This window comes from Duganella paludis, assembly GCF_054461335.1.
Window position 1 is genome coordinate 2,768,910 of sequence record NZ_CM136922.1, and the last position, 19,484, is coordinate 2,788,393.

21 protein-coding genes are annotated in these 19,484 nt (G+C 61.7%); 12 read left to right on the plus strand and 9 right to left on the minus strand.

Annotation, left to right across the window (positions count from 1 at the left end; all coding sequences use genetic code 11):
- Positions 1 to 3: 3 nt before the first annotated feature.
- Positions 4 to 468, minus strand: coding sequence for a rhodanese-like domain-containing protein (locus ACXZ1M_RS12335; RefSeq protein WP_459053441.1), 465 nt, complete (start codon positions 466 to 468; stop codon positions 4 to 6).
- 388 nt (positions 469 to 856) lie between these two features.
- On the opposite strand from ACXZ1M_RS12335, the gene ACXZ1M_RS12340 reads away from it, so the two are divergent.
- From ACXZ1M_RS12340 to ACXZ1M_RS12355, 4 genes are all read left to right on the plus strand, one after another.
- The gene (locus tag ACXZ1M_RS12340; RefSeq protein WP_459053442.1) at positions 857 to 1,252 is read left to right on the plus strand and encodes a hypothetical protein; all 396 of its coding nucleotides are present in this window, start codon (positions 857 to 859) and stop codon (positions 1,250 to 1,252) included.
- 61 nt (positions 1,253 to 1,313) lie between these two features.
- Positions 1,314 to 1,673 carry a hypothetical protein gene (locus tag ACXZ1M_RS12345; protein WP_459053443.1) on the plus strand — a complete coding sequence of 120 codons (360 nt, stop codon included), beginning with the start codon at positions 1,314 to 1,316 and terminating at the stop codon, positions 1,671 to 1,673.
- A gap of 318 nt (positions 1,674 to 1,991) precedes the next feature.
- Positions 1,992 to 2,432 (plus strand): hypothetical protein, encoded by a 441-nt coding sequence (locus ACXZ1M_RS12350; protein ID WP_459053444.1) that lies wholly within the window; start codon positions 1,992 to 1,994, stop codon positions 2,430 to 2,432.
- A gap of 469 nt (positions 2,433 to 2,901) precedes the next feature.
- On the plus strand, positions 2,902 to 3,267 hold the full coding sequence (locus ACXZ1M_RS12355) for a hypothetical protein (RefSeq protein WP_459053445.1): 366 nt from the start codon (positions 2,902 to 2,904) through the stop codon (positions 3,265 to 3,267).
- Positions 3,268 to 3,331: 64 nt separating this feature from the next.
- Here the strand turns inward: ACXZ1M_RS12355 and ACXZ1M_RS12360 are convergent, their stop codons facing one another.
- Together ACXZ1M_RS12360 and ACXZ1M_RS12365 are read right to left on the minus strand one after the other, a co-directional pair.
- The gene (locus tag ACXZ1M_RS12360; protein WP_459053446.1) at positions 3,332 to 5,449 is read right to left on the minus strand and encodes a S53 family peptidase; all 2,118 of its coding nucleotides are present in this window, start codon (positions 5,447 to 5,449) and stop codon (positions 3,332 to 3,334) included.
- Between the two features lie 122 nt (positions 5,450 to 5,571).
- The gene (locus tag ACXZ1M_RS12365; protein ID WP_459053447.1) at positions 5,572 to 6,471 is read right to left on the minus strand and encodes a LysR family transcriptional regulator; all 900 of its coding nucleotides are present in this window, start codon (positions 6,469 to 6,471) and stop codon (positions 5,572 to 5,574) included.
- 122 nt (positions 6,472 to 6,593) lie between these two features.
- Between ACXZ1M_RS12365 and ACXZ1M_RS12370 the strand changes: the two genes are divergently transcribed.
- From ACXZ1M_RS12370 to ACXZ1M_RS12390, 5 genes are all read left to right on the plus strand, one after another.
- Positions 6,594 to 7,274: a type 1 glutamine amidotransferase domain-containing protein gene (locus ACXZ1M_RS12370; RefSeq protein ID WP_459053448.1), complete on the plus strand. Its 681-nt coding sequence runs from the start codon at positions 6,594 to 6,596 to the stop codon at positions 7,272 to 7,274.
- Positions 7,271 to 7,567 (plus strand): putative quinol monooxygenase, encoded by a 297-nt coding sequence (locus tag ACXZ1M_RS12375; RefSeq protein ID WP_459053449.1) that lies wholly within the window; start codon positions 7,271 to 7,273, stop codon positions 7,565 to 7,567. The genes ACXZ1M_RS12370 and ACXZ1M_RS12375 overlap by 4 nt, the downstream gene beginning before the upstream one ends.
- Before the next feature lie 52 nt (positions 7,568 to 7,619).
- Positions 7,620 to 8,579, plus strand: a complete 960-nt coding sequence (locus ACXZ1M_RS12380) for a GlxA family transcriptional regulator (RefSeq protein ID WP_459053450.1) — start codon at positions 7,620 to 7,622, stop codon at positions 8,577 to 8,579.
- A gap of 76 nt (positions 8,580 to 8,655) precedes the next feature.
- A complete protein-coding gene (locus ACXZ1M_RS12385) occupies positions 8,656 to 9,645 on the plus strand; it encodes an SLAC1 anion channel family protein (protein WP_459053451.1) in 990 nt (329 codons plus the stop codon).
- 9 nt (positions 9,646 to 9,654) lie between these two features.
- On the plus strand, positions 9,655 to 9,870 hold the full coding sequence (locus tag ACXZ1M_RS12390; RefSeq protein ID WP_459053452.1) for a DUF2783 domain-containing protein: 216 nt from the start codon (positions 9,655 to 9,657) through the stop codon (positions 9,868 to 9,870).
- 15 nt (positions 9,871 to 9,885) lie between these two features.
- On the opposite strand, the gene ACXZ1M_RS12395 is transcribed toward ACXZ1M_RS12390, so the two are convergent.
- The 5 genes from ACXZ1M_RS12395 to ssb all read right to left on the minus strand — a co-directional run bounded on the left by ACXZ1M_RS12395 (position 9,886) and on the right by ssb (position 12,662).
- A complete protein-coding gene (locus tag ACXZ1M_RS12395) occupies positions 9,886 to 10,377 on the minus strand; it encodes a hypothetical protein (protein ID WP_459053453.1) in 492 nt (163 codons plus the stop codon).
- Between the two features lie 94 nt (positions 10,378 to 10,471).
- Positions 10,472 to 11,047 (minus strand): TetR/AcrR family transcriptional regulator, encoded by a 576-nt coding sequence (locus ACXZ1M_RS12400; protein WP_459053454.1) that lies wholly within the window; start codon positions 11,045 to 11,047, stop codon positions 10,472 to 10,474.
- A 75-nt stretch (positions 11,048 to 11,122) separates the two neighbouring features.
- Entirely contained in the window at positions 11,123 to 11,416 is a 294-nt protein-coding gene (locus ACXZ1M_RS12405) for a helix-turn-helix domain-containing protein (protein ID WP_459053455.1), read from the minus strand.
- Entirely contained in the window at positions 11,416 to 11,814 is a 399-nt protein-coding gene (locus ACXZ1M_RS12410) for a HipA domain-containing protein (protein WP_459053456.1), read from the minus strand. Before ACXZ1M_RS12410 ends, ACXZ1M_RS12405 begins: the two co-directional genes overlap by 1 nt.
- 344 nt (positions 11,815 to 12,158) lie before the next feature.
- Positions 12,159 to 12,662, minus strand: coding sequence for a single-stranded DNA-binding protein (ssb, locus tag ACXZ1M_RS12415; protein ID WP_459053457.1), 504 nt, complete (start codon positions 12,660 to 12,662; stop codon positions 12,159 to 12,161).
- Positions 12,663 to 12,908: 246 nt separating this feature from the next.
- Between ssb and uvrA the strand changes: the two genes are divergently transcribed.
- Genes uvrA through ACXZ1M_RS12430 form a run of 3 tightly spaced genes read left to right on the plus strand, consistent with a single transcriptional unit; the run spans position 12,909 to position 17,543 of the window.
- The gene (gene uvrA, locus ACXZ1M_RS12420; RefSeq protein ID WP_459053458.1) at positions 12,909 to 15,755 is read left to right on the plus strand and encodes an excinuclease ABC subunit UvrA; all 2,847 of its coding nucleotides are present in this window, start codon (positions 12,909 to 12,911) and stop codon (positions 15,753 to 15,755) included.
- Between the two features lies 1 nt (position 15,756).
- Complete coding sequence (locus ACXZ1M_RS12425; protein WP_459053459.1) at positions 15,757 to 16,659, plus strand: AraC family transcriptional regulator; 903 nt, start codon at positions 15,757 to 15,759, stop codon at positions 16,657 to 16,659.
- Positions 16,656 to 17,543: a hypothetical protein gene (locus tag ACXZ1M_RS12430; protein WP_459053460.1), complete on the plus strand. Its 888-nt coding sequence runs from the start codon at positions 16,656 to 16,658 to the stop codon at positions 17,541 to 17,543. The genes ACXZ1M_RS12425 and ACXZ1M_RS12430 overlap by 4 nt, the downstream gene beginning before the upstream one ends.
- On the opposite strand, the gene ACXZ1M_RS12435 is transcribed toward ACXZ1M_RS12430, so the two are convergent.
- Positions 17,491 to 19,293, minus strand: a complete 1,803-nt coding sequence (locus tag ACXZ1M_RS12435) for a DUF885 domain-containing protein (RefSeq protein ID WP_459053461.1) — start codon at positions 19,291 to 19,293, stop codon at positions 17,491 to 17,493. The genes ACXZ1M_RS12430 and ACXZ1M_RS12435 overlap by 53 nt on opposite strands.
- Between the last annotated feature and the right edge of the window lie 191 nt (positions 19,294 to 19,484).

Here is a 19,484-nt window from a genome sequence, read left to right on the forward strand (position 1 = left end):
GCGTCAGTCCTGTATCCAAGGCAGGCCGTGGAAGCGCCAGCCGTCGTCCTTGCCGCGCTGCTGGCCGGCGTCGATCTCACCTTCAAAGCCTTCCAGCACATTGAAGACATTGACCAGGCCAGCCTTGGTCGCCACCTCCGCCGCCAGGACGGAACGCTTGCCGCTGCGGCACAGCAGCAGGGCCACCGACTCCTTGCCGCCGATCTTGGCTTCCAGCTCGCGGGCGAAGCGCGGATTGCGGGTCAGCGCGGTGCCGGTGGCCCAAGGCACGTGCAGGCTGTCCGGCACGTGGCCGACGAACTTGCGCTCCTCGGCGGTACGCACATCCACCAGCAGCGCCTGGCCGCTGGAAAACAGCTCCCAGGCCAGCGCCGGCGGCACACCGCCCGCATACGGCAGAGCCGTGGATTCAGCGTGGGATTTAATTGCTGCCAGTTGTTCCGGCAAATCGAGAACGGCTTCCGACATGACTAACCTTTATGCATTGATGGCGATAGACCCCAGCATACGGTTGGTCAAAACGAAACAGAACGAATAAAAACAACTTCACAAAAGTGGAAAACGCATAACAGCGCTTGCCTTGCTGTTCTTCCGACGAAGGCTGATCAGGTGGGTTAATTTGGATATTTTCGAGCCAGCCGCAGACCTTTCATGATGATGTGCATGCCGGTGCCGTACAGGAATCGCGCTGCGAGGGTTTGGCCCTGGTGATTTCTTGAAGTCAGGGGAGTTAGCTGTCCAATCCATGGCGAGTCTGAAAAGGAATTTGCGTTGCGTCTTTATGGTGTGCTAAATTGATGTGACTTATTGACAACAATCATGCGCGACATTTAGGGTGTTTGATTTTTTTTAGCCTATGAAATTACGCTTATTGCTACTTGCTTTGACTTCGTTCAGTGCCAACGTTTACGCCACGCCGAGCGATTTTGTCATCGCCTCAGACGCATTTCTCTCCGTTGAACTACCGAAGATGGAAGCTGCGGTGGCTGCAAAGGATCGTACTTACTTCGCCTCTGGGTTCGAGCGGGTGAAGATCTTCGTGAATGATCATTGGGCTGATCTGGATAAGTTCCCACCCTGTACTGAAGCAGTCTCCGATTTTCTGATTGTGGGCCAATGTCGGATTTCGCCACCGGGCTCACTCTGCGAACCCAAGACATTCTTCCCCAAATTTGAAGCCAACCTGGCTAAGTGCCGTTCTGCGGCCAAGGCTAACCAGACATTCCAACCGTTAGCGCGCAATGCAGAATAACTCTCACCTAGCCACGATTGAAGTCCACACGAGTCCGTGGGAGGCGCATGTAAGTCGCGGCTTGGTCGAGTCCGAAGGCATTCCGGCATTCCTTGCCGGAGAGCACCACATCTGGGCAAGCTGGCCGATCTCGTTAGCGCTTGGGGGTGTCAAGCTTCAGGTTCCAATCCAGTACGTTTCGGAAGCGCTCGCGGTTCTCGAACGGCGAAACAGTGGCGAGTTCGAAGCGGTCCTGCTTGAGCAAGTCCCGTTCAACGCAGCGGTATGTTCGGTTTGTGGGTCCACCGAATTTTATGCCACACTGCGATGGTCTTCCATCGTCTTGGCAATGACATTTCTCTTTGTCGGTAATGCGATCTTCCCACCGATCAAAGAAAAGAAGTGTGTTGCTTGTAGGGGGGCTGAAAAGGCCGACCTCTGACTCTCCCATCAAGAAGACATTCGCCTGCCGTTGGCAACTCGCAAGTCACCGGCTACAGTCAGGAAGGTCGTTGCAGATTCAGGCGCGCTCTAACATGGCGCTCAAGACGGACCGACTGGAAGCGGCGCGAGTGTTGTTTAATCCTGCGGCGGCCAGCCGCTAAGCTACACCTTAGGATTTTCCATTCACATGTTCAGTCCAGAACTCATTGCTGCGCTTACGGTTCTTGCACAAAATCGGGCCGCAGAAGGCTACATGAAAACTTGCGTGTTTTGCGGGTAGTGATACCTTTGAACGTTAGGCGGCTAAGGAGCGGCATTGATTTCCAGGATTTGGACTGCTCTATGTTTGCTACTCATGTCCTGCATCGCGGTTGCGCGAGGTCATGATCCTCTTGTTTATCTTGAGACGTGGGGAGCGCCTTGGGAAAAGAGCTTTGAAGTATCGATCCAAGAAGATGCCCTGCTAAAGGTTGTCGTTAAAAAGGACGGGCATTCAAATACAGTAAAAGTGAAACTAAGTTCTGCTGAGGCGGCAAGGCTCTATGAGTTGGCGAAGAAAGCTGTCGCCGAAGACCGAATGACTGATTGTGAAAAAGTCTCGGACGGAACTAGCGGGAGATTGACCGTGAAGATAGGTGCTAGATTTGCGAGTCGCGAATGTTTGCATACAGGTATTTGGCCACCGCCTGGGACGGTGGGCGCTGAACTTTTGCGTACGATCAATGCAAAGTTGCCAAAGCAGATCCAAGTATTTTGACGACAGTTTTCCAACAATACATGCGCGCATGTATCGAGGCTGTAGCAAATGATGGCTCACTTTATGCCCAACCATAAAATCCAGCGGACGCCCAACGGCGCCGCTGGTCGCGCGCGTTAGATTTCCATGCGACTTGGCCCCCTATCAAACGTCAACAACAAGCAAACTATTGGTGAGCGCCTGAGTAATTTCGTCGACTCGTTACTTTCGTGGGATACCTGGCTTTGGCTTGGATCTCTGATCGTTGGACTGGGATTGGTGGGCTACGTAACAAGCACGTGGGTTCTCTTTTTCGTCCACCGCAGCAGTTACGTTGCCGCTGGCGTCCTCGCACTGGTGTCTTGTTCGCTTGGCATTCTGGCGATTCTCCGTGTGCCGGTAGCGCTTGTCTTATTGTGGGGTGGGGCGGCCATTTGTGCTACGGCTTTTTTTTCGGGTTATGTCTATGTGCTCCTGCCCTAACCATTTGATGAGAAAAAATATCAACCGCTTCGCCTTGCTCGTTGCACTACTCACATTTGTAGTGCCACTTGCCTTCGCGTTGATCGTTTCATTCGAAGTCGAAGTTAGAAATACGCGTGATGTTCCCGCAAAGATTGAGCTCGCCCAGTTTCATTCCGAAGGCTTCAACGGTACTCGACCGCTTGCGTTCTCAGACGATCTTAAAATCATTGTGAAAACCATCGAAGTCCCTGCCCACGAATCGCGAGTTGTTGAATTCAACAGTGCTGGCGGCGGATTCTGGCTACGCTGGCGCTCACAGGACCAGTCAAATCCGCCAATGGAAAGCATTGTTGACCTTAAGCCTGGCAAACACATCATCGAGTTGAAATGACCTGTTTTCCCCAACCATATTTTCCGACCGACATGGATGGGGATGCCGATCACAACTCCCTGCACTAACGCTTGCTGATGGTCACCGGAATCACTGCGCTGGCGCTGGCCCCTGTGCTGTCGGTGGCGGTCAGTTTCAGCTGGTAGCTGCCGGCCACCGGTGTGGCCCAGGACACCACCACATTCATGCCACTGGCGGCGAACATCATGCCCAGCGGTGCGCCGGTGATGCTGATGTTCACAGTGCCGCTGTTGCTGATCTTGATGCCAACGGTGCCGCTCAGCGCCTTGCCCGCCACGCCGGTCAACGCGGTGGCGGTAATCACCGGCGGCGTCGACGATGTCTTGGTGGTGGTCGTGCTGGTGCTGCCTGCCGCCGCGATCACCACGCTGTACACGCCCTGCCCGCTCAAGCCGTTGACGCTGTCCTTGGCGGTGACCGTCACGCTATAGGTGCCGGCCACCGGCGCGGCCCAGCTCACCACGCCGGCGCTGCTGATGCCCATGCCCGACGGCGCACCGGACAACGCATATGTGACCGCATTGCTGGCCGTGACCGAAGCCGTGAAACTAAGCGCCGTGCCAGCCTTGCCGCTGATGGTGGCGGCCGTAACCACCGGCGCCGTCTGCACGGTCATGCCGGACAGCGTCGACAGCAACGCACTGGCGTTCGGCGTGCCGAGGCCGGTGGCCTGGTCGTAACCGGTTTCACCGCCGCACGCCGCGCAGGTGCCGTGGCTGCCCTTGGTGATGTCGGCGAAGGTGCTGGCGTAGGTGCCCGCCACCGTAGCGACGTTGGTGTACAGCGCGGCGTGCGGCGCGGCCAACGAGGCCTTGCCGTTGACCGTGCGCAGGGCGTTGGCGATGGCGATCAGGCCGGCCCACTGCGGTGTCGACAGGCTGGTGCCGCCGACGCTGGTCCATTTCACGGTGCTGCTGCCGGACGCGATGACCGCTACGTACTGGCCGCTGTTCGGATCGGCGTTGAAGGCCACGTCCGCCACCGTGCGGCGGGTGGCGGTGCCCATGCCGGGAACGGCCGTGCTTTGGTAGGCTGGCGTCGCCACATATTGGCTGACGCCGCCGCCGGTGCTGGACCACACCACTTCGGAGCGCGCGCCGCCGCTGTAGGTCAGCGTGGTGCCGCCCACCGCCAACACCTTGGCCGAGACCGATGGCCAGGCGACGCCGGCGCCGGAGTCGCCGGTGGCGGCGAGATAGGTCATGTTGGCACCCGAGAACACGCTGTCGGCGGCACTGGTGCCGCTGCTCTCGCTGCCGCCAAAACTCATCGAGACGATGCCCGGTCCCATGTTGTTGGCCAAGCGCACGCCGCCTAGCAGATTGTCGTAACTGGCGCTGTTGGCTTCGATCAGCACGATGCGCGCCAGCGGTGCGGTGGCGTGCGCCCATTGGACGTCGAGCGCGATTTCGGTGGCCCAGCCGGCATCGTAGGCGGGTGCGGTGCTGGTCATGCCGCCGGTCGAGGTGCTGTAGACAATAGCCAGTTCGCAGCTGGTGCTTGAGGCGGTGGCCAGCGGCAGGCTGGCGTTGCTGGCGATGGCCTTGGTGGTGCAGGCCGGCAGGCCGAACTTGGTGTTGAAGGCCGACAGCTCGGCCGCCACGTTGGGGTTGTGCTGGGCGTCGACGATGTAGATGGTCTGGCCGGCGCCGAGTTGTGCGGCTTGGGTTGCGCTCAGGCCGGTATAGCTGGTTGGCAGCGTCGGCAAGCCATAGGCGGCGCGGATCTGTGCCGGGGTGTAGGTCGCCACCGTGGTGGCGGTGGCCAGCGGCGTGGCCGAGGACGTGTCGGTGTCCGCGCCGGGGCTGCGGTTGGCTTGTACCTGGCGCAGCGCATCCACCGTCAGTCGGCGGGAATCGAGACGGCGGAACGCCGATGGCACCGTTTGCGTGTGCACCGCGGCCGGCGCGGCATCGCCGGCGGCGGCATCGGCCGGCGCATCGAGCAGCAGCGGCGCCATGTGGAACGATGGCAGCGCGAACTGCTGCGCATCGGCTGCCGGCAAGGTGCCATCGTCGAGTTGCAGAATGGTGGCGGCGGTCGCCAGCGGAGCGGCGGTTGGGGTGTCGGACGTGCTATCGCTGCTGGCGCCGCAAGCGCTCAACAGCGCGGCGATGCAAGTGAGCGGCAGCGCCAGCAGGCGACGCGAAAAATAGGGCATGGCGATCTCTCGGAGGCGGTGGGAAGGCATGAGAGATGCTAGCAAATTCCCGTGTGGAAATACATTGGCAGCCAGCCAAGAACCACTTAAAACCGCGTAAATTGATGTAAAGCTGCACTGGCTCAGCTCGCTGGAATCGTTTCATCCAGCAGAAAATCACGCAGCAGGCGGGCGCTGGGGCCGATGCGTTGGGAGTGGACCAGGAAAATTTCCAGCGGCGCGGTTTCCACTTCGGGCAGCACGCGCACCAGGTCGCCGGAGGCCAGCAGCGCGCCGGCGTCGTAGGCGGGCAGGCGGGCGATGCCTTCGCCGGCCAGCACGAAGGCCAGGCGCGAGGCAGCGCTGTCGGTCGCCACGTCGCCTTTGACGGCGATCTGCATTTCCTTGCCGTCGACCCGTACCGTGGCCGCGCGCTGCGTCGGCGGGTACAGCACCCAGCGATGCTGCTCCAGCTCGGCCGCCGTCAGCGGCGCGCGGTAACGCCGCAGATAGGCCGGCGCCGCGCACAGCATGGTCGGCTCGCGCACCAAGCGTCGCGCCACCAGCGACGAATCGGCCAGCGGCCCGGCGCGCACCGCCAGCTCAATGCCGTGCTGCACCAGGTCGACATTCGAATCGTTCATCGCCACGTGCAAACGGATGGCCGGATAGCGGCGGCGGAACTCCAGCAGCGCCGGCATGATGCGCTTGCTGCCGAAGTGGTGCGAGCAGGTGATGCGCACTTCGCCGCGCGGCTCGGCGCGCAGCAGTTCCATGCCACGGATGCCGTCGTGCGCTTCGTCCAGCAAGCGCTCGCAGTGGACGCGGAAAGCCTCGCCGGCCGGCGTCAGGCTGAAGCTGCGCGTGCTGCGCTGGGCCAGCGGCACGCCCAGCTTGGCTTCCAACGCGCGGATGTGATGGCTGACCACGGCGCGCGTCAGGCCCAGCGAGCGCGCGGCCGCCGCAAAACTGCCGGCGCGTACCACCGTGGCAAACACCGCCATGGCGCGCAATTCGTCGAGGATAGGCGATGGATCGCTCATGATTGTATTACTCCATTTGACATTGCGTCATCTTAGCAGCATCTACTGGTGCGTGAAAAACCGGCCTATATTGGACACATGCCCGGAACGAAAGGGCCAACTTGAAAATTCAGGAGCTCGCCATGAAAACCAAATACGTACTGTTTATTTTGACAAACGCCGCCGAGATCGGCCCGAACAAACGCGCCACCGGTTACTTCTTCCCGGAAGTCGCCCATCCGTATGAGGTATTCGACCAGGCCGGCATCGCCGTGGAATACGCCTCGCCGCAGGGCGGCGTGATTCCGGAAGATGGCTACGACGCCACCGATCCGGCACAGGTCGCCTTCCGCAACAGCGCCGCGATCCGCCGCCTGAACCACAGCCGCAAGCTGTCCGAAGTCGATGTGCGCGACTACGACGCCATCTTCTTCCCCGGCGGCCTGGGCCCGATGGTGGACATCGCCGGCGATCCGGACGTCAAGCAAGCCGTACTGGCCGCATGGGAATCCGGCAAGATCGTCGCCGCCGTTTGCCACGGCCCGGCAGCCTTGCTCGGCGTGAAGCTGGAAGACGGTACGCCGCTGGTCTACGGCCGCAAGCTGACCTCCTTCTCCAACGACGAGGAAGCCGGCTATGCCCAGGCCGACGTGCCCTTCAACCTGGAAACCGCGCTGCGCGCCGAAGGCGCCGAGTACGTCTCGGCCGATGTGTGGCAAGAGAAAGTGGTGGTTGATGGCCGCTTGATGACCGGCCAGAATCCCGCCTCCGGCGGCCCGTTGGCCAAGGAAATGGTCAAGGCCCTCCAAGGAGAAGCAGCATGAGCGCCGGCGTGATCACGGTAGCGGCGCGCTGGCAGCCGGCCGAGGGTAAGCTCGGCGAGGTGCTGGCGATCATCGCTGAAATGCGGCCCAAGTCGCTGGCCGAGCCGGGCTGCCTCGGTTACGAGGTGTACCGGGGCGTGGACCTGCCGCATCAGTTGCTGCTGCTTGAGCACTACAGCGACGCCGCCGCGCTGGAAGCGCACAAGCAGTCCGAGCACTACCAGTCGCTGGTGATCGGCCGCGTCGTGCCGCTGCTGGCGGAGCGTCAGGTCGAGGTGCTGCAGGCGCGCTGAGCCGGTCTATGGTACTTTGATGCCCAGCAAAGCAAGTGAGGACTGGAGCAAGATGAAGCTAACCCTGGTGGTATTGGACGGCGTGCAGGCGCTCGATGTGGCCGGTCCCCTGGACGTGTTTGCGGAAGCCAACCGCTTCCTGCCCAGGAAAGACCACTACGACATCACCCTGGTCGGCGGACGGCCGGACGGGGTGATGTGCTCCAGCGGCATGGAATTCAAAGTTCACCACGACTACCGCAACTATCCCGTCGACGGCGAGCTGCTGCTCGTTGCCGGCGGGCCGCGCTATCCGGAGTACCGGCCGGAGCCGGACTTCTCGCACTGGCTGCGCCAGCGTGCCCACGGCGCGCGCCGCGTCGGCGCCGTCTGCAACGGCGTGTTCCTGCTGGGCCACGCCGGCATGCTGGAGGGACGCGAAATCACCACCCACTGGGACCATGCGGAACGCCTGTCCGGCCAGTTCCCCGATGCGCGGGTCCGGCCCGATAAAATCTTCGTCCGCGACGGCAACCTGTTCACCTGCGGCGGCGTCACCGCCGGCATCGACCTTTGCCTGGCCTTGATCGCCGAGGACTGGGGCCAGGATCTTGCGGTCAAGGTCGCCAAGCAGCTGATCGTCTACATCCGCCGCGACGGTGGCCAGTCCCAATACAGCCCTTACCTGGCGGTGGGGCCGGACCCGGATTCGCTGGTGGCGCGGGTGCTGAAATACGTGACCGACCACATCGGCGACGACCTCACCATCGAAGACATCGCGGACGCGGTGGGCGTGAGCCGCCGCACCTTCTCGCGCGCCTTTGCCAAGCACGCAAACGTGACGCCGTCGGTGTTTGTCGACCAGGTGCGCGTGGACTTCGCGCGCAAGCTGCTGGAGGAGACCGACGTGCCGCTCAAAACCATCGCATTCCGCTGCGGCTTCGACAATCCCACGCGCATGCGCATGATCTTCTCGCGCCAGTTGCAAACCACGCCTAAACTCTACCGGGAGCGTTTTCGGGACAAGCAGTAGCGGTTTTGGGCCATGACGCGCACGGCGGCCCGGGCCTCGGGCAGTATCCCTGCATCCAATCATGCAAGGAGTCATCATGGAATCTGTCCCCCTCGGCGCCGCGCCTGCGGCACGCGCGCTGCCTTCACTGCGCTACCTTCCTGTCAGTCTGTTCGGCTCGGTGATGAGCGTGGCCGGGCTGGCGTTGGCCTGGCGCCTGGCCGCCGTCAGCTATGGCGCGGGCGCGGCCATATCGAACGCCGTCGGCGTGGCCGCGCTGGTGCTGTTCGCGGTGCTGACCGCCGCTTATCTCGGCAAAGTCATCAGGCATCCGCAGTTGGTGCGGCAGGAATTCAACCACCCCGTGGCCGGCAGCTTCTTCGGCACGATAGGCATCAGCATCCTGCTGCTGTCGAGCGTGCTTGGCGCCTACAGCGCCGCTGCGCAATTGGCGGCATGGAGCGTCGGCACGCTGGCCACGCTGACGCTGAGCGCGGTCATGATCTCGCGTCTGCTGAACGGCAACGCGGCGCCGGCCAGCGTGGCGCCGGCGTGGCTGATCGCCGGCGTCGGCAGCCTCGATATCGTGGTCACCGGCGCCGCGCTGCAGGCGGAGTGGACGCACGAGATCAATTTGTTGGCAGCCGCAGTGGGCGGCGTTAGCGCCATCGTCTTCTTCGTGCTGATCTTTTCGCGGCTGATCCACCAGGAACCGCTGGCGGCGCCGATGCGGCCATCGAAAATGATTTTGGTGGCGCCGTTTGCGGTGGGCTTCATCGCCTACGCCAACCTGGTGCAACGGATCGATATGTTTGCCGCGCTGCTGTTTTACTTCGGACTGTTTTTGTTCGTCATCATCGCCTGGCGCCTGGTCCGGCGGCCGGCGCCGTTCTCGCCGGCGTGGTGGGCCATCGGCTTTCCGCTGGCGGCGCTGAGCTGCGCGGCCACGATGTATGCCGGCGCCGCCGGCGGCACCGGCCTGCGACTGATCGCCTTCCTGCTGCTGATGCTGCTGACGGTAGTAATCGTCGCCCTCGCCGCGCGCACGCTGTACGCGTTGTGTTCCGGCCGCTTCCTCACCGCTTAAAGGACCGATATGAGCCTGCAACTGAACCTTAATCAGAACCTCGACAACTACGAGGATTTCTACGACATGCTGAGCGACTCGCACAACGATCTCGACGACGGCCAAAGCCGGATGCTGGACGCCGAGCTGGTACTGCTGCTGTCCAACCACATCGGCGACCTGAACGTGCTGCGCCAGGCGTTTGCCCTGGCGCGCGTGAACGTGGAGCGGGCGCTGCCGCGATAAGCAGCGATCTTGCGATTAACGGGCGGCGCTGCGGCGCAGCTGCACCATTTGATAGATGGTACCGAGCACGAACAGCACGAACACGCCAGCCAGCGCCATTTGCACCGGTGGGGAGTCCGGGCCATTGCCGATCGGGTGGCCGGCCGGCAGGCGGCTCAGCGTCTCGTTGGTCCCCGGCACCATCAGCAGCATGAAGCTGAACGACATCAGCGCCACTTGCACATATTTGGCGGCGCGGCCGAGGAAGGCGACGCGGGTGGCCAGCGTGCCGATCGCCATGACGATCAGCGCCATCAAGCCCAGCGCGTGGCCCGGATTGAAGCCGCCCGTGCTCGACAGGCCGAAGGCGGTCAACACCGAAGCGGCCATGCCGATCCAGTACACCTTGCCGGCGCCGGTCGTCGGATCGATCTTGCCGTAGCGCTTGAAGGCGACTAGGCCGGCCACCAGGGGAATCAGACTCAATATCGTGTGAACAACGCCGACGGCGGACATAGGATGGGCCATGGTAAAACTCCTTTTTGATCTACTAGTTGGTAGGTTAAGAGATTCAATAAAAGGCCATGGCATGCATGGCCGAGAAATTACTGCCTGAAACGAATTACTTGCTATGCAACCGGTCAATCGCTGTGCCGACGATGCGGGCGAAAACATCGGCATCGCCATACACGCGCGCCGACAGCATGGCGCCATGTGCACTGGCCATGAACGACTCCGCCTCGAACGCCGCGCCGCGCGGCAAGCTCAGTTGGCCTTGCGCAGCGCCTTTTTCCAGCGTGCTGGTCAGCCAGGTCGAGAGATCGCCGAAATACCCCTTCACTTCGGCCGCCACGTCCGGCGGCAGCGACAACAATTCGGACGCCAGCATCGCGCACAGGCAGAACGGCGCCGTGTCGTCGCGGATGCATTGCTCCCAGTAGCCGGCGTAGGCGCGCAGCTGCGCCACCGGATCGGGCACCTGCACCGAGAGCTGCTCCAGGCTGACCTTCACCGTATCCCGATAGCGCAGCAACAACTGCCGCACCAGCTCGGATTTGGTGGCGAAGTGAAAATGGATGCTGGGCTTGCTGATACCAACCACTTCCGCGATGTCGGCGTAACTGAACGCATTAAAGCCCCGCGTCACAATCAGGCGCTGGGCAGTGTCAAGGATGCGGTTGGCGGTATCGGAGCTCATGCAACTCAATATACCAACTAGTAGGTTGGCACGCAAGCGATTTTTTTGCGTAGCTTGCTGCGGCCAGCGCCAGCCCTACCGCGCGGGCTTGGCCGCGAGCACGGCGCCGGCGCGCAGGCCCATGGGACGCAGCAACTTTTCCACCGTCTCCAGCGTAGGGCTGGAGACCTCGCGCTCGATATCTTGCAGGGTTCGGGGAGAAACATTGCAGATCTTCGCGTACTCGGGAATCGTAAAGCGCAGAGTCTTGCGGATATCGCGTATGACATGGGGAATCGGCGTGTCCGGGGCAGCGGCCAAGCGCTCCATCAACTCCCAACGCAATTGGTTCTGCTCGGTTGGAGATAAGGTGGTGTAACGCTTATCCATCAGAGCCGCCTCAACTGGTTCAGGTTGTTCTCAATGGTGACGCGCTTGCTTTCGATCAGCTCGCCGATTCCGAGCGCGTAAGCTTCATCCATCAACGTGCCGAGCGGCTCGATCATTTCCTTCAGTGCCGCCGTAAGGCTATTCTCGGAGGCGAAGAAGGCGGCCTGCTTGATGACGCTGGCCCATTGCGGTGCGCCCGCATCGCCATGCTCCCAGCGGATACGCCGTGCGATGCCATCCGGATGCATGAACATCGGTGTGAAATCGAACAACGGCGTCAAGCCGACATAACCGTCGTCGCGGCGCTGGATGGCCGTGTTGCGGGCATGGTTGTCGGTATTGCCCAGAACAAGGTTGGCAATATCGCGCTTGACGTATTCAATAGCTTCCTTTGCCATATTGGACGCCCCACCTTGTGATTGACCGACAGCGCCGAGGCGTCGGCGTGGAAAAAATATTCGTAGGCGTAGTTCGCCTCATAACTCAGGAGAGTTTGCGCTCTGATGCCAAGCTCGACATCCCCCACAAGCGTAAGCGCGGCTGCGTCATGCCATGTTCCCTCCAGGAAGATCTGCAAAGTGCACTCTTTGTCCATATACACAGTTTAGTATCACTAAAACAGAGAGAATAGGACTTACTTAGGGTGGTTTGATGTGCAAATATGCTATCAGCTTAGTGCATAAAAAAATCCCTGCAACTTCGAAAGTTGCAGGGATTTGATATTCCCAACGGACGGTGTAGCTTAGAACGGAATATCGTCATCCATGTCCGAGAAGTTCGGTGCTGGGCGTGGTGCCGGGCGTGGGGCTGGTGCCGGTGGCGCCATTTGTGGACGTGGGGCTGGAGCCTGGCGCTGTGGCGGGGCTTCGTAGCCACCGCTGTCGTCCATGCCGCCGTCGCCGCCCATGCCTTGACGGCCACCCAGCATTTGCATCTGCTCGGCGATGATGTCGGTTGCGTACTTCTCTACGCCATCCTTGTCCGTGTATTTACGGGTCTGCAGGCGGCCTTCCACGTAGACCGACGAACCTTTTTTCAGGTACTGGCCGACGATTTCCGCCAAGCGGCCGAAGAACGAAATGCGGTGCCACTCGGTCAGCTCTTTCTGCTCGCCGGTGTTGCGGTCCTTCGATTTGTACGATGTCGCCACTGCAATGTTGGCGATCGCGTCACCGCTAGGCATGTAGCGAATTTCCGGATCGCGACCCAGATTGCCGACGATGATGACTTTGTTGACTGATGCCATGTGTGAAACTCCTGAGTAACGACGGCCGTCCCGTAGGACGGGCAATGTATGGAAAAACTAAACGACGATTATAGACGAAGCCACCGGAGCGCCTACAAATTTCCGTAGCGATCAAGTTGAAACGGCGCAATGGAATACTGGTATTATATACAGTGTACAGCCGCGCGAGCACGATCTAGCGCAAGCCCGGCGCAAGTAATCAAACCCGGCTATAGTGACGGGTTGACTCTAAAGGCCAAAAACTCCATGGAACAGATCCGCATCCGCGGCGCACGCACGCACAACCTGAAAAACATCAATCTTGATCTGCCACGCAACAAGCTGATCGTGATCACCGGCCTGTCCGGTTCCGGCAAGTCCTCGCTGGCGTTCGACACGCTGTACGCGGAGGGCCAGCGCCGCTATGTGGAATCGCTGTCGGCCTACGCCCGCCAGTTCCTGCAGCTGATGGAAAAGCCCGACGTCGACCTGATCGAGGGCCTATCCCCGGCCATCTCGATCGAGCAGAAGGCCACCTCGCACAATCCGCGTTCGACCGTCGGCACCGTGACCGAGATCCACGATTACCTGCGCCTGCTGTACGCCCGCGTCGGCACGCCATACTGCATCAACCACCCGGACCACGCGCTGGCCGCTCAGACCGTGTCGCAGATGGTGGACGCCGTGCTGTCGCTGCCCGCCGACACCAAGCTGATGATCCTGGCGCCGGTGGTGGCCAACCGCAAGGGCGAGCATCTGGACCTGTTCGAATCGATGCAGGCGCAGGGCTTCATCCGCTTCCGCGTGCAGAGCGGCACGCACGACGCCAAGATCTATGAAGTGGAAGACCTGCCGAAGCTGAAGAAAACCGAGAAGCACACCATCGACGTGGTGATCGACCGCGTCAAGGTCAGCGCCGATATCAAGCAGCGCCTGGCCGAGAGCTTCGAGACCGCGCTGCGCCTGGCCGATGGCCGCGCCGTGGCGCTGGAAATGGATACGGGCTCCGAGCACGTCTACTCCAGCAAGTTCGCCTGCAATGAGTGCGGCTATTCGCTGCAGGAGCTGGAGCCGCGCCTGTTCTCCTTCAATAACCCGATGGGTGCCTGCCCGGAGTGCGACGGCCTCGGTCACATCGAGTTCTTCGATCCGAAGCGCATCGTCGCCTTCCCCAACCTGTCGCTGGCTTCCGGCGCGGTAAAAGGGTGGGACCGCCGCAACCAGTTCTACTTCCAGATGCTGTCCAACCTGGCGGCCTACTACGAGTTCGACCTGGACCTGCCGTTCGAGCAGCTGCCGAAGGCGTCGCAGGAAGTGATCCTGCACGGCTCGGGCAAGCAGCAGATCCCGTTCACCTACATCAATGAGCGCGGCCGCACCGTGGTCAAGGAGCACGCGTTCGAAGGCGTGGTCACCAACCTGGCACGCCGCTATCGCGAAACCGATTCGATGGCGGTGAAAGAGGAGCTGGCGAAGTTCATCAACGAGAAGAAGTGCCCGTCGTGCGACGGCGCGCGCCTGCGCGTGGAAGCGCGCTACGTCAAGGTCGGCAGCGGCAAGCAGGAACGCGCGATCTACGAGATCGCCGAGAAGCCATTGCGCGAGACACTGTCCTTCTTCGAGCAGCTGAAACTGAAGGGCGCGAAAAAAGAGATCGCCGACCGCGTGGTGAAAGAGATCATCTCGCGCCTGCAGTTCCTGAACAACGTGGGCCTCGATTACCTGTCGCTCGACCGCAGCGCCGACACCCTGTCCGGCGGCGAGGCGCAGCGCATCCGCCTGGCCTCGCAGATCGGCTCCGGCCTGACCGGCGTGATGTACGTGCTCGATGAACCGTCCATCGGCCTGCACCAGCGCGACAACGACCGCCTGATCGAAACGCTGAAGCACCTGCGCGACATCGGCAACAGCGTGCTGGTGGTGGAGCACGATGAAGACGCGATCCGCACCGCCGACTACATCGTCGACATGGGCCCTGGGGCCGGCGTGCATGGCGGCGACGTGATCGCCTCCGGCTCGCTCAAGGACATCCTGAAGAACAAGAAGTCCCTGACCGCGCAGTACCTCAACGGCTCGCTGAAGATTGAAGTGCCGAAGAAACGCCACGTGGCCGATCCGGACAAGCAGCTGGTGATCACCGGCGCCACCGGCAACAACCTGAAAAAGGTCAACCTCAAGCTGCCGGTCGGCTTGATGACCTGCGTGACCGGCGTCTCCGGCTCCGGCAAATCGACGCTGATCAACGACACGCTGTACCCGGCGCTGTCGCGCCACCTGTATGGTTCGCAGACCGAGCCGGCGCCGCACGACACCATCAGCGGCCTGGAACACTTCGACAAAGTCATCTCGGTCGACCAGGCGCCGATCGGCCGCACGCCGCGTTCGAACCCGGCCACCTACACCGGCCTGTTCACGCCGATCCGCGACCTGTTCGCCACCGTGCCGACCGCGAAGGAACGCGGCTACAGCGCCGGCCGATTCTCGTTCAACGTCAAGGGCGGCCGCTGCGAAGCCTGCCAGGGCGATGGCGTGATCAAGGTCGAGATGCACTTCCTGCCGGACGTCTACGTGCCGTGCGACGTTTGCCACGGCAAGCGCTATAACCGCGAAACGCTGGAAGTGCAGTACAAGGGCAAGAACATCACCGAGATCCTCGACATGACCGTCGAAGACGCGCACGAGTTCTTCAAGCCGGTGCCGCTGATCGCGCGCAAGCTGCACACGCTGCTGGACGTGGGCCTGGGCTACATCAAGCTGGGACAGAGTGCGACCACGCTGTCGGGCGGCGAAGCGCAGCGCGTCAAGCTCTCGCTAGAACTGTCCAAGCGCGACACCGGCCGCACGCTGTACATCCTGGACGAGCCGACCACCGGCCTGCACTTCCACGATATCGACCTGCTGATGAAAGTGATCCACCGCCTGCGCGACCAGGGCAACACGCTGGTCATCATCGAGCACAATCTCGATGTGATCAAGACCGCCGACTGGGTGGTCGACCTGGGTCCGGAAGGCGGCGCGGGCGGCGGCAAGATCATCGCCAGCGGTTCGCCTGAAGACGTGGCGGCCAACCCGGCCAGCGTCACCGGCAAATACCTGGTGCCGCTGCTGAAGTAAAATGAAACGCGACCTTGCCACCACGCGGCTCGATCACATGATCGACATCGTCCAGCAGCATGCGCTGGACGAGCAGCGGGTGGCGACGGCGATTCCCTTCCTGTCGCTGCTGCGTTCCTCCCATCCCACGCCGGTCACGCGCGGCGTGCTCAAGCCTTCGTGCTGCGTGATCCTGCAAGGTCGCAAGCGCGTGCATCTGGCCGACGAGGTTCTCGATTACGGCCCCGGCGAATACCTCGTCGTCTCGATCGACATGCCGGCCTCCGGCCACATCGTCAACGCCTCGGCCGAGGAACCCTACCTGCTGCTCAACATCGAACTCGATCCGCAGGAAATCGCCGCCATCGTGCTAGAGGCGCAAGTCGCCATCGACACGCAGGAACCGGTGCGCGGCGCCTTCGTCGGCGCCACCGACGCGGCTTTGCAGGAGACCTTATTCCAGCTGGTGCGCTTGCTGCAGGCTCCGGCGGCGGAGGCGGCATTCCTGGCGGTCGGCCTGAAGCGGGAGCTGATCTATCGCCTGCTGACCGGCGCGCACGGCCGCCAGCTGTACCAGAACGTGGTGCTGGACCAGCAGGATCGCGGCATCGGCAAAGCCATCGCCTGGCTCAAGGAGCGTTACGACCAATCGATCAAGGTGGAAGAGCTGGCGCAGGCCACCAACATGAGCGTCTCCAGCCTGCATCACCGCTTCAAGGCCGTGACCACCATGGGGCCCATGCAGTATCAAAAGCAGCTGCGCCTGCAGCAGGCGCGTACCTTGCTGCTCAACGGCGACGTCGATGCCACCACGGCCGCCTACAAGGTCGGCTACGAAAGCGCTTCGCAATTCAGCCGTGAATATCGCCGCCTGTTCGGCGCACCGCCGATGCAGGACATCAAAAAACTTCGGACTATGCCATGAAGATCAACAAGAAACGCGTGGTGCCGATAGGCGTCGTGCTGTTCGTGCTGGCCATCGGCGGGCTGATCGCCGACATCGCGTGGACGGTGAGACAGCAGCAGCTGGACCTCATTACCAACTTCTACAGGGACCATCTGTCGCGGCCGGACAAGCGGCAGGCGAGCCAGGTGCCAACAGGCTCCTTCTACACCAGGGAGCTGGAAGCGCTGGTCGACGCCAACCTGCAGCTGTGCGACAGCCTGTCGCGCGGCGACGATATCTGCGGCTACGGGGCCGACGGCGATGTCTTCCTCGACGCGCAGGAAGTCCCGCCCAGCCTGGATTTCGAACAGTCGCACTTCAGTGTTGAACGGGTCGGCGATCAACTCGTTGAAGCCACCTTCAACATCCATCCGGACATGGACGCGGCCCATGAACGCCACATCCGCTTCGTGCTGGTCGATGAAGACCCGGGCTGGCGCGTGGACGACATGTTGTATGGAGAGGGGCGCTCGATGCGCCAGGAGATCGCGCGCGAGAACCAGGCCATTGTGGCGCGCGCCAGCGAGTTGGCCGATGCGGCAGGCTGGGTATTCAACTACCTGCGCAACGACGACACGCTGGATCGCGTGGTGCGCTTCATCGCCTTCCCGGTGCAGGTGTGCGATCAGTATGGCGTGTGCACCGCCATGAAGCGCGACGACATGCGGCTGCTGCAGGCGCTCGATGCGCTGGCCGACAGCGGCGCCGGCCAGGATACCTTGCCCAAGCCGGGCCAAGTCGTCGCCAGTGAAGGCAAGGTCGTCGCATTGCACGCCCTTGACTTCACCTTCCGGAACAAGGCCTGGTGGGTTACGAAGATAGACCTGCGACGCGCTTCTTCTCCGCCGTTACCCAATCCTTGATGTGGGTTTCCAGCACGTCCATCGGCAGGGCGCCCGCGCCCAGCACCTGGTCGTGGAACTTGCGGATGTCGAAGCCGGCGCCCAGCTCCTTGCGGGCGTAGTCGCGCAGTTCGAGAATCTTCAGCTGGCCTATCTTGTAGCCCAGCGCCTGGCCGGGCCAGACGATATAGCGGTCGGTCTCGCTCTGCACTTCCACTTCCTCGATGCCTGAATGGTCGTGGAAGAAGTCCACCACCTGCTGGCGGTTCCACTTCTTGGCATGCAGGCCGGTGTCCACCACCAGGCGGATCGCGCGCAGCATCTCATCCTGCAAATGGCCGTAGTAGCTGTATGGGTCCTGGAAGAAGCCCAGCTCTTCGCCCAGGCGTTCCGAGTACAGCGCCCAGCCTTCCACGTAGGCCGTGTAGCCGCCTTGCTGGCGGAAGTCCGGCAGCCCTTCGATCTCCTGCGCGATGGTCAGCTGCATGTGGTGACCAGGCACGCCTTCATGCAAGGCCGTGGTTTCGATGCTGATGGTGGAGCGGTGCTCGAAATCGCCGGTGTTGACCATGACGCGGCCCGGACGCTTGCCGTCCGGCGAACCGGTCATGTAGGCCGCGCCCGAAGCGCCCTTCTCGCGGAACTCCTCCACCGGCTTGATTTCCACCTTGGCCTTCGGCAGCACGCCGAACTGGTTGGTCAGCTGGGTGTACATCTGGTCGGTGAATTTCTGATACAGGTCGATGATCTCCTGGCGCGATTTCGGACGCAGCGCAGGATTGTCGGCCAGCGCTTTGTTGAAGGACTTCAGATCGCTGTAGCCCAGCTTTTTGGCGGTGTCCAGCATCTGGCCTTCGATGCGCGCCACTTCGGACAAGCCCAGTTGGTGGATCTGCTCCGGCGTCATATCGGTGGTGGTGGACGAGCGGGCCTTGAAGGTATAGCGCGCATCGCCATCAGGCAGCGACCACATGCCGACGTCCTTGCGGCCATGCGGCAGGTACTTGGTCTTGGTGTAGACGGCCAGCTTCTTGTACGCCGGGACCACGTCGTTCTTCACCGCCGCCAGCAACTCCTTGCTCAGGCGGGCCTTGTCGGCGGCCGAGAACTCTTTCGGGAAGCGTCTCAGCGGTTCGGCATACGGCGATTCGGCCGGCTTCATGGCCGCCACATCCTCGCACTGCTTGACGATTTTCGGGATCAGGAACTGCGGCGGCATCAGCTTGTCCTTGACGCCGTTGTCCATTTGCACGCGGGTCTGGTCGAACAGCTTGGGCAGCGTGCGCAGGCGCTTGATGTAGTCCTCGTAATCCTTCACCGTTTCAAACGGCAGCGCGGAGACGATTTGCGGCGTGTCGATATGCACGCCGGAATTTTGCGCCAGCGGCATCTCCCAATCCTTGAAGCGCGCGCCGTCGACGCTCTGGCGCAACTGACGCACCATCAGTTCGCGGTTCAGCTGCTCTTGCAGCGGGAAGCCGGCGGTGTCCACCGCCTCGAAGCGCTTGAGGAAATCGGCGCTGGCCTTGATGTCCTTGTCGATGCCGGCCTGCGAGAAGTCGGACCATTTGTCGTTGTAGCGCTTGTCGCCCAGCAGCGAGGCCCATTCCGGGCTGTTGCGCATGGTGTATTCCCACTGCTCTTTGATCAGATTGTTCAGGGTCGCACGGCGCGCTTCCAGGTCGGGAGCGGCGGTATCGGCATGGGCCACGCCCAGGATCAGGGTAAACAACAAGGCGCTGGCGGCGCCGATACGGGTAGTCGTTGTCATGTTGGCCTATCTTGTGAAAAAAATGGTGAGCGTGCACTGTAGCTGCCGGCGCAGCAAGCCGTTGGCCAATTGTGACGAAATGCTAAAACCTGGGGCTGGATTGCAGAATCAGGCAACCATGCTGCAGGAACCGCACTGATGCGTAGGCGGCGGATTTCTAGAATGGCTCCATCAACTTACCGAGGAACCAT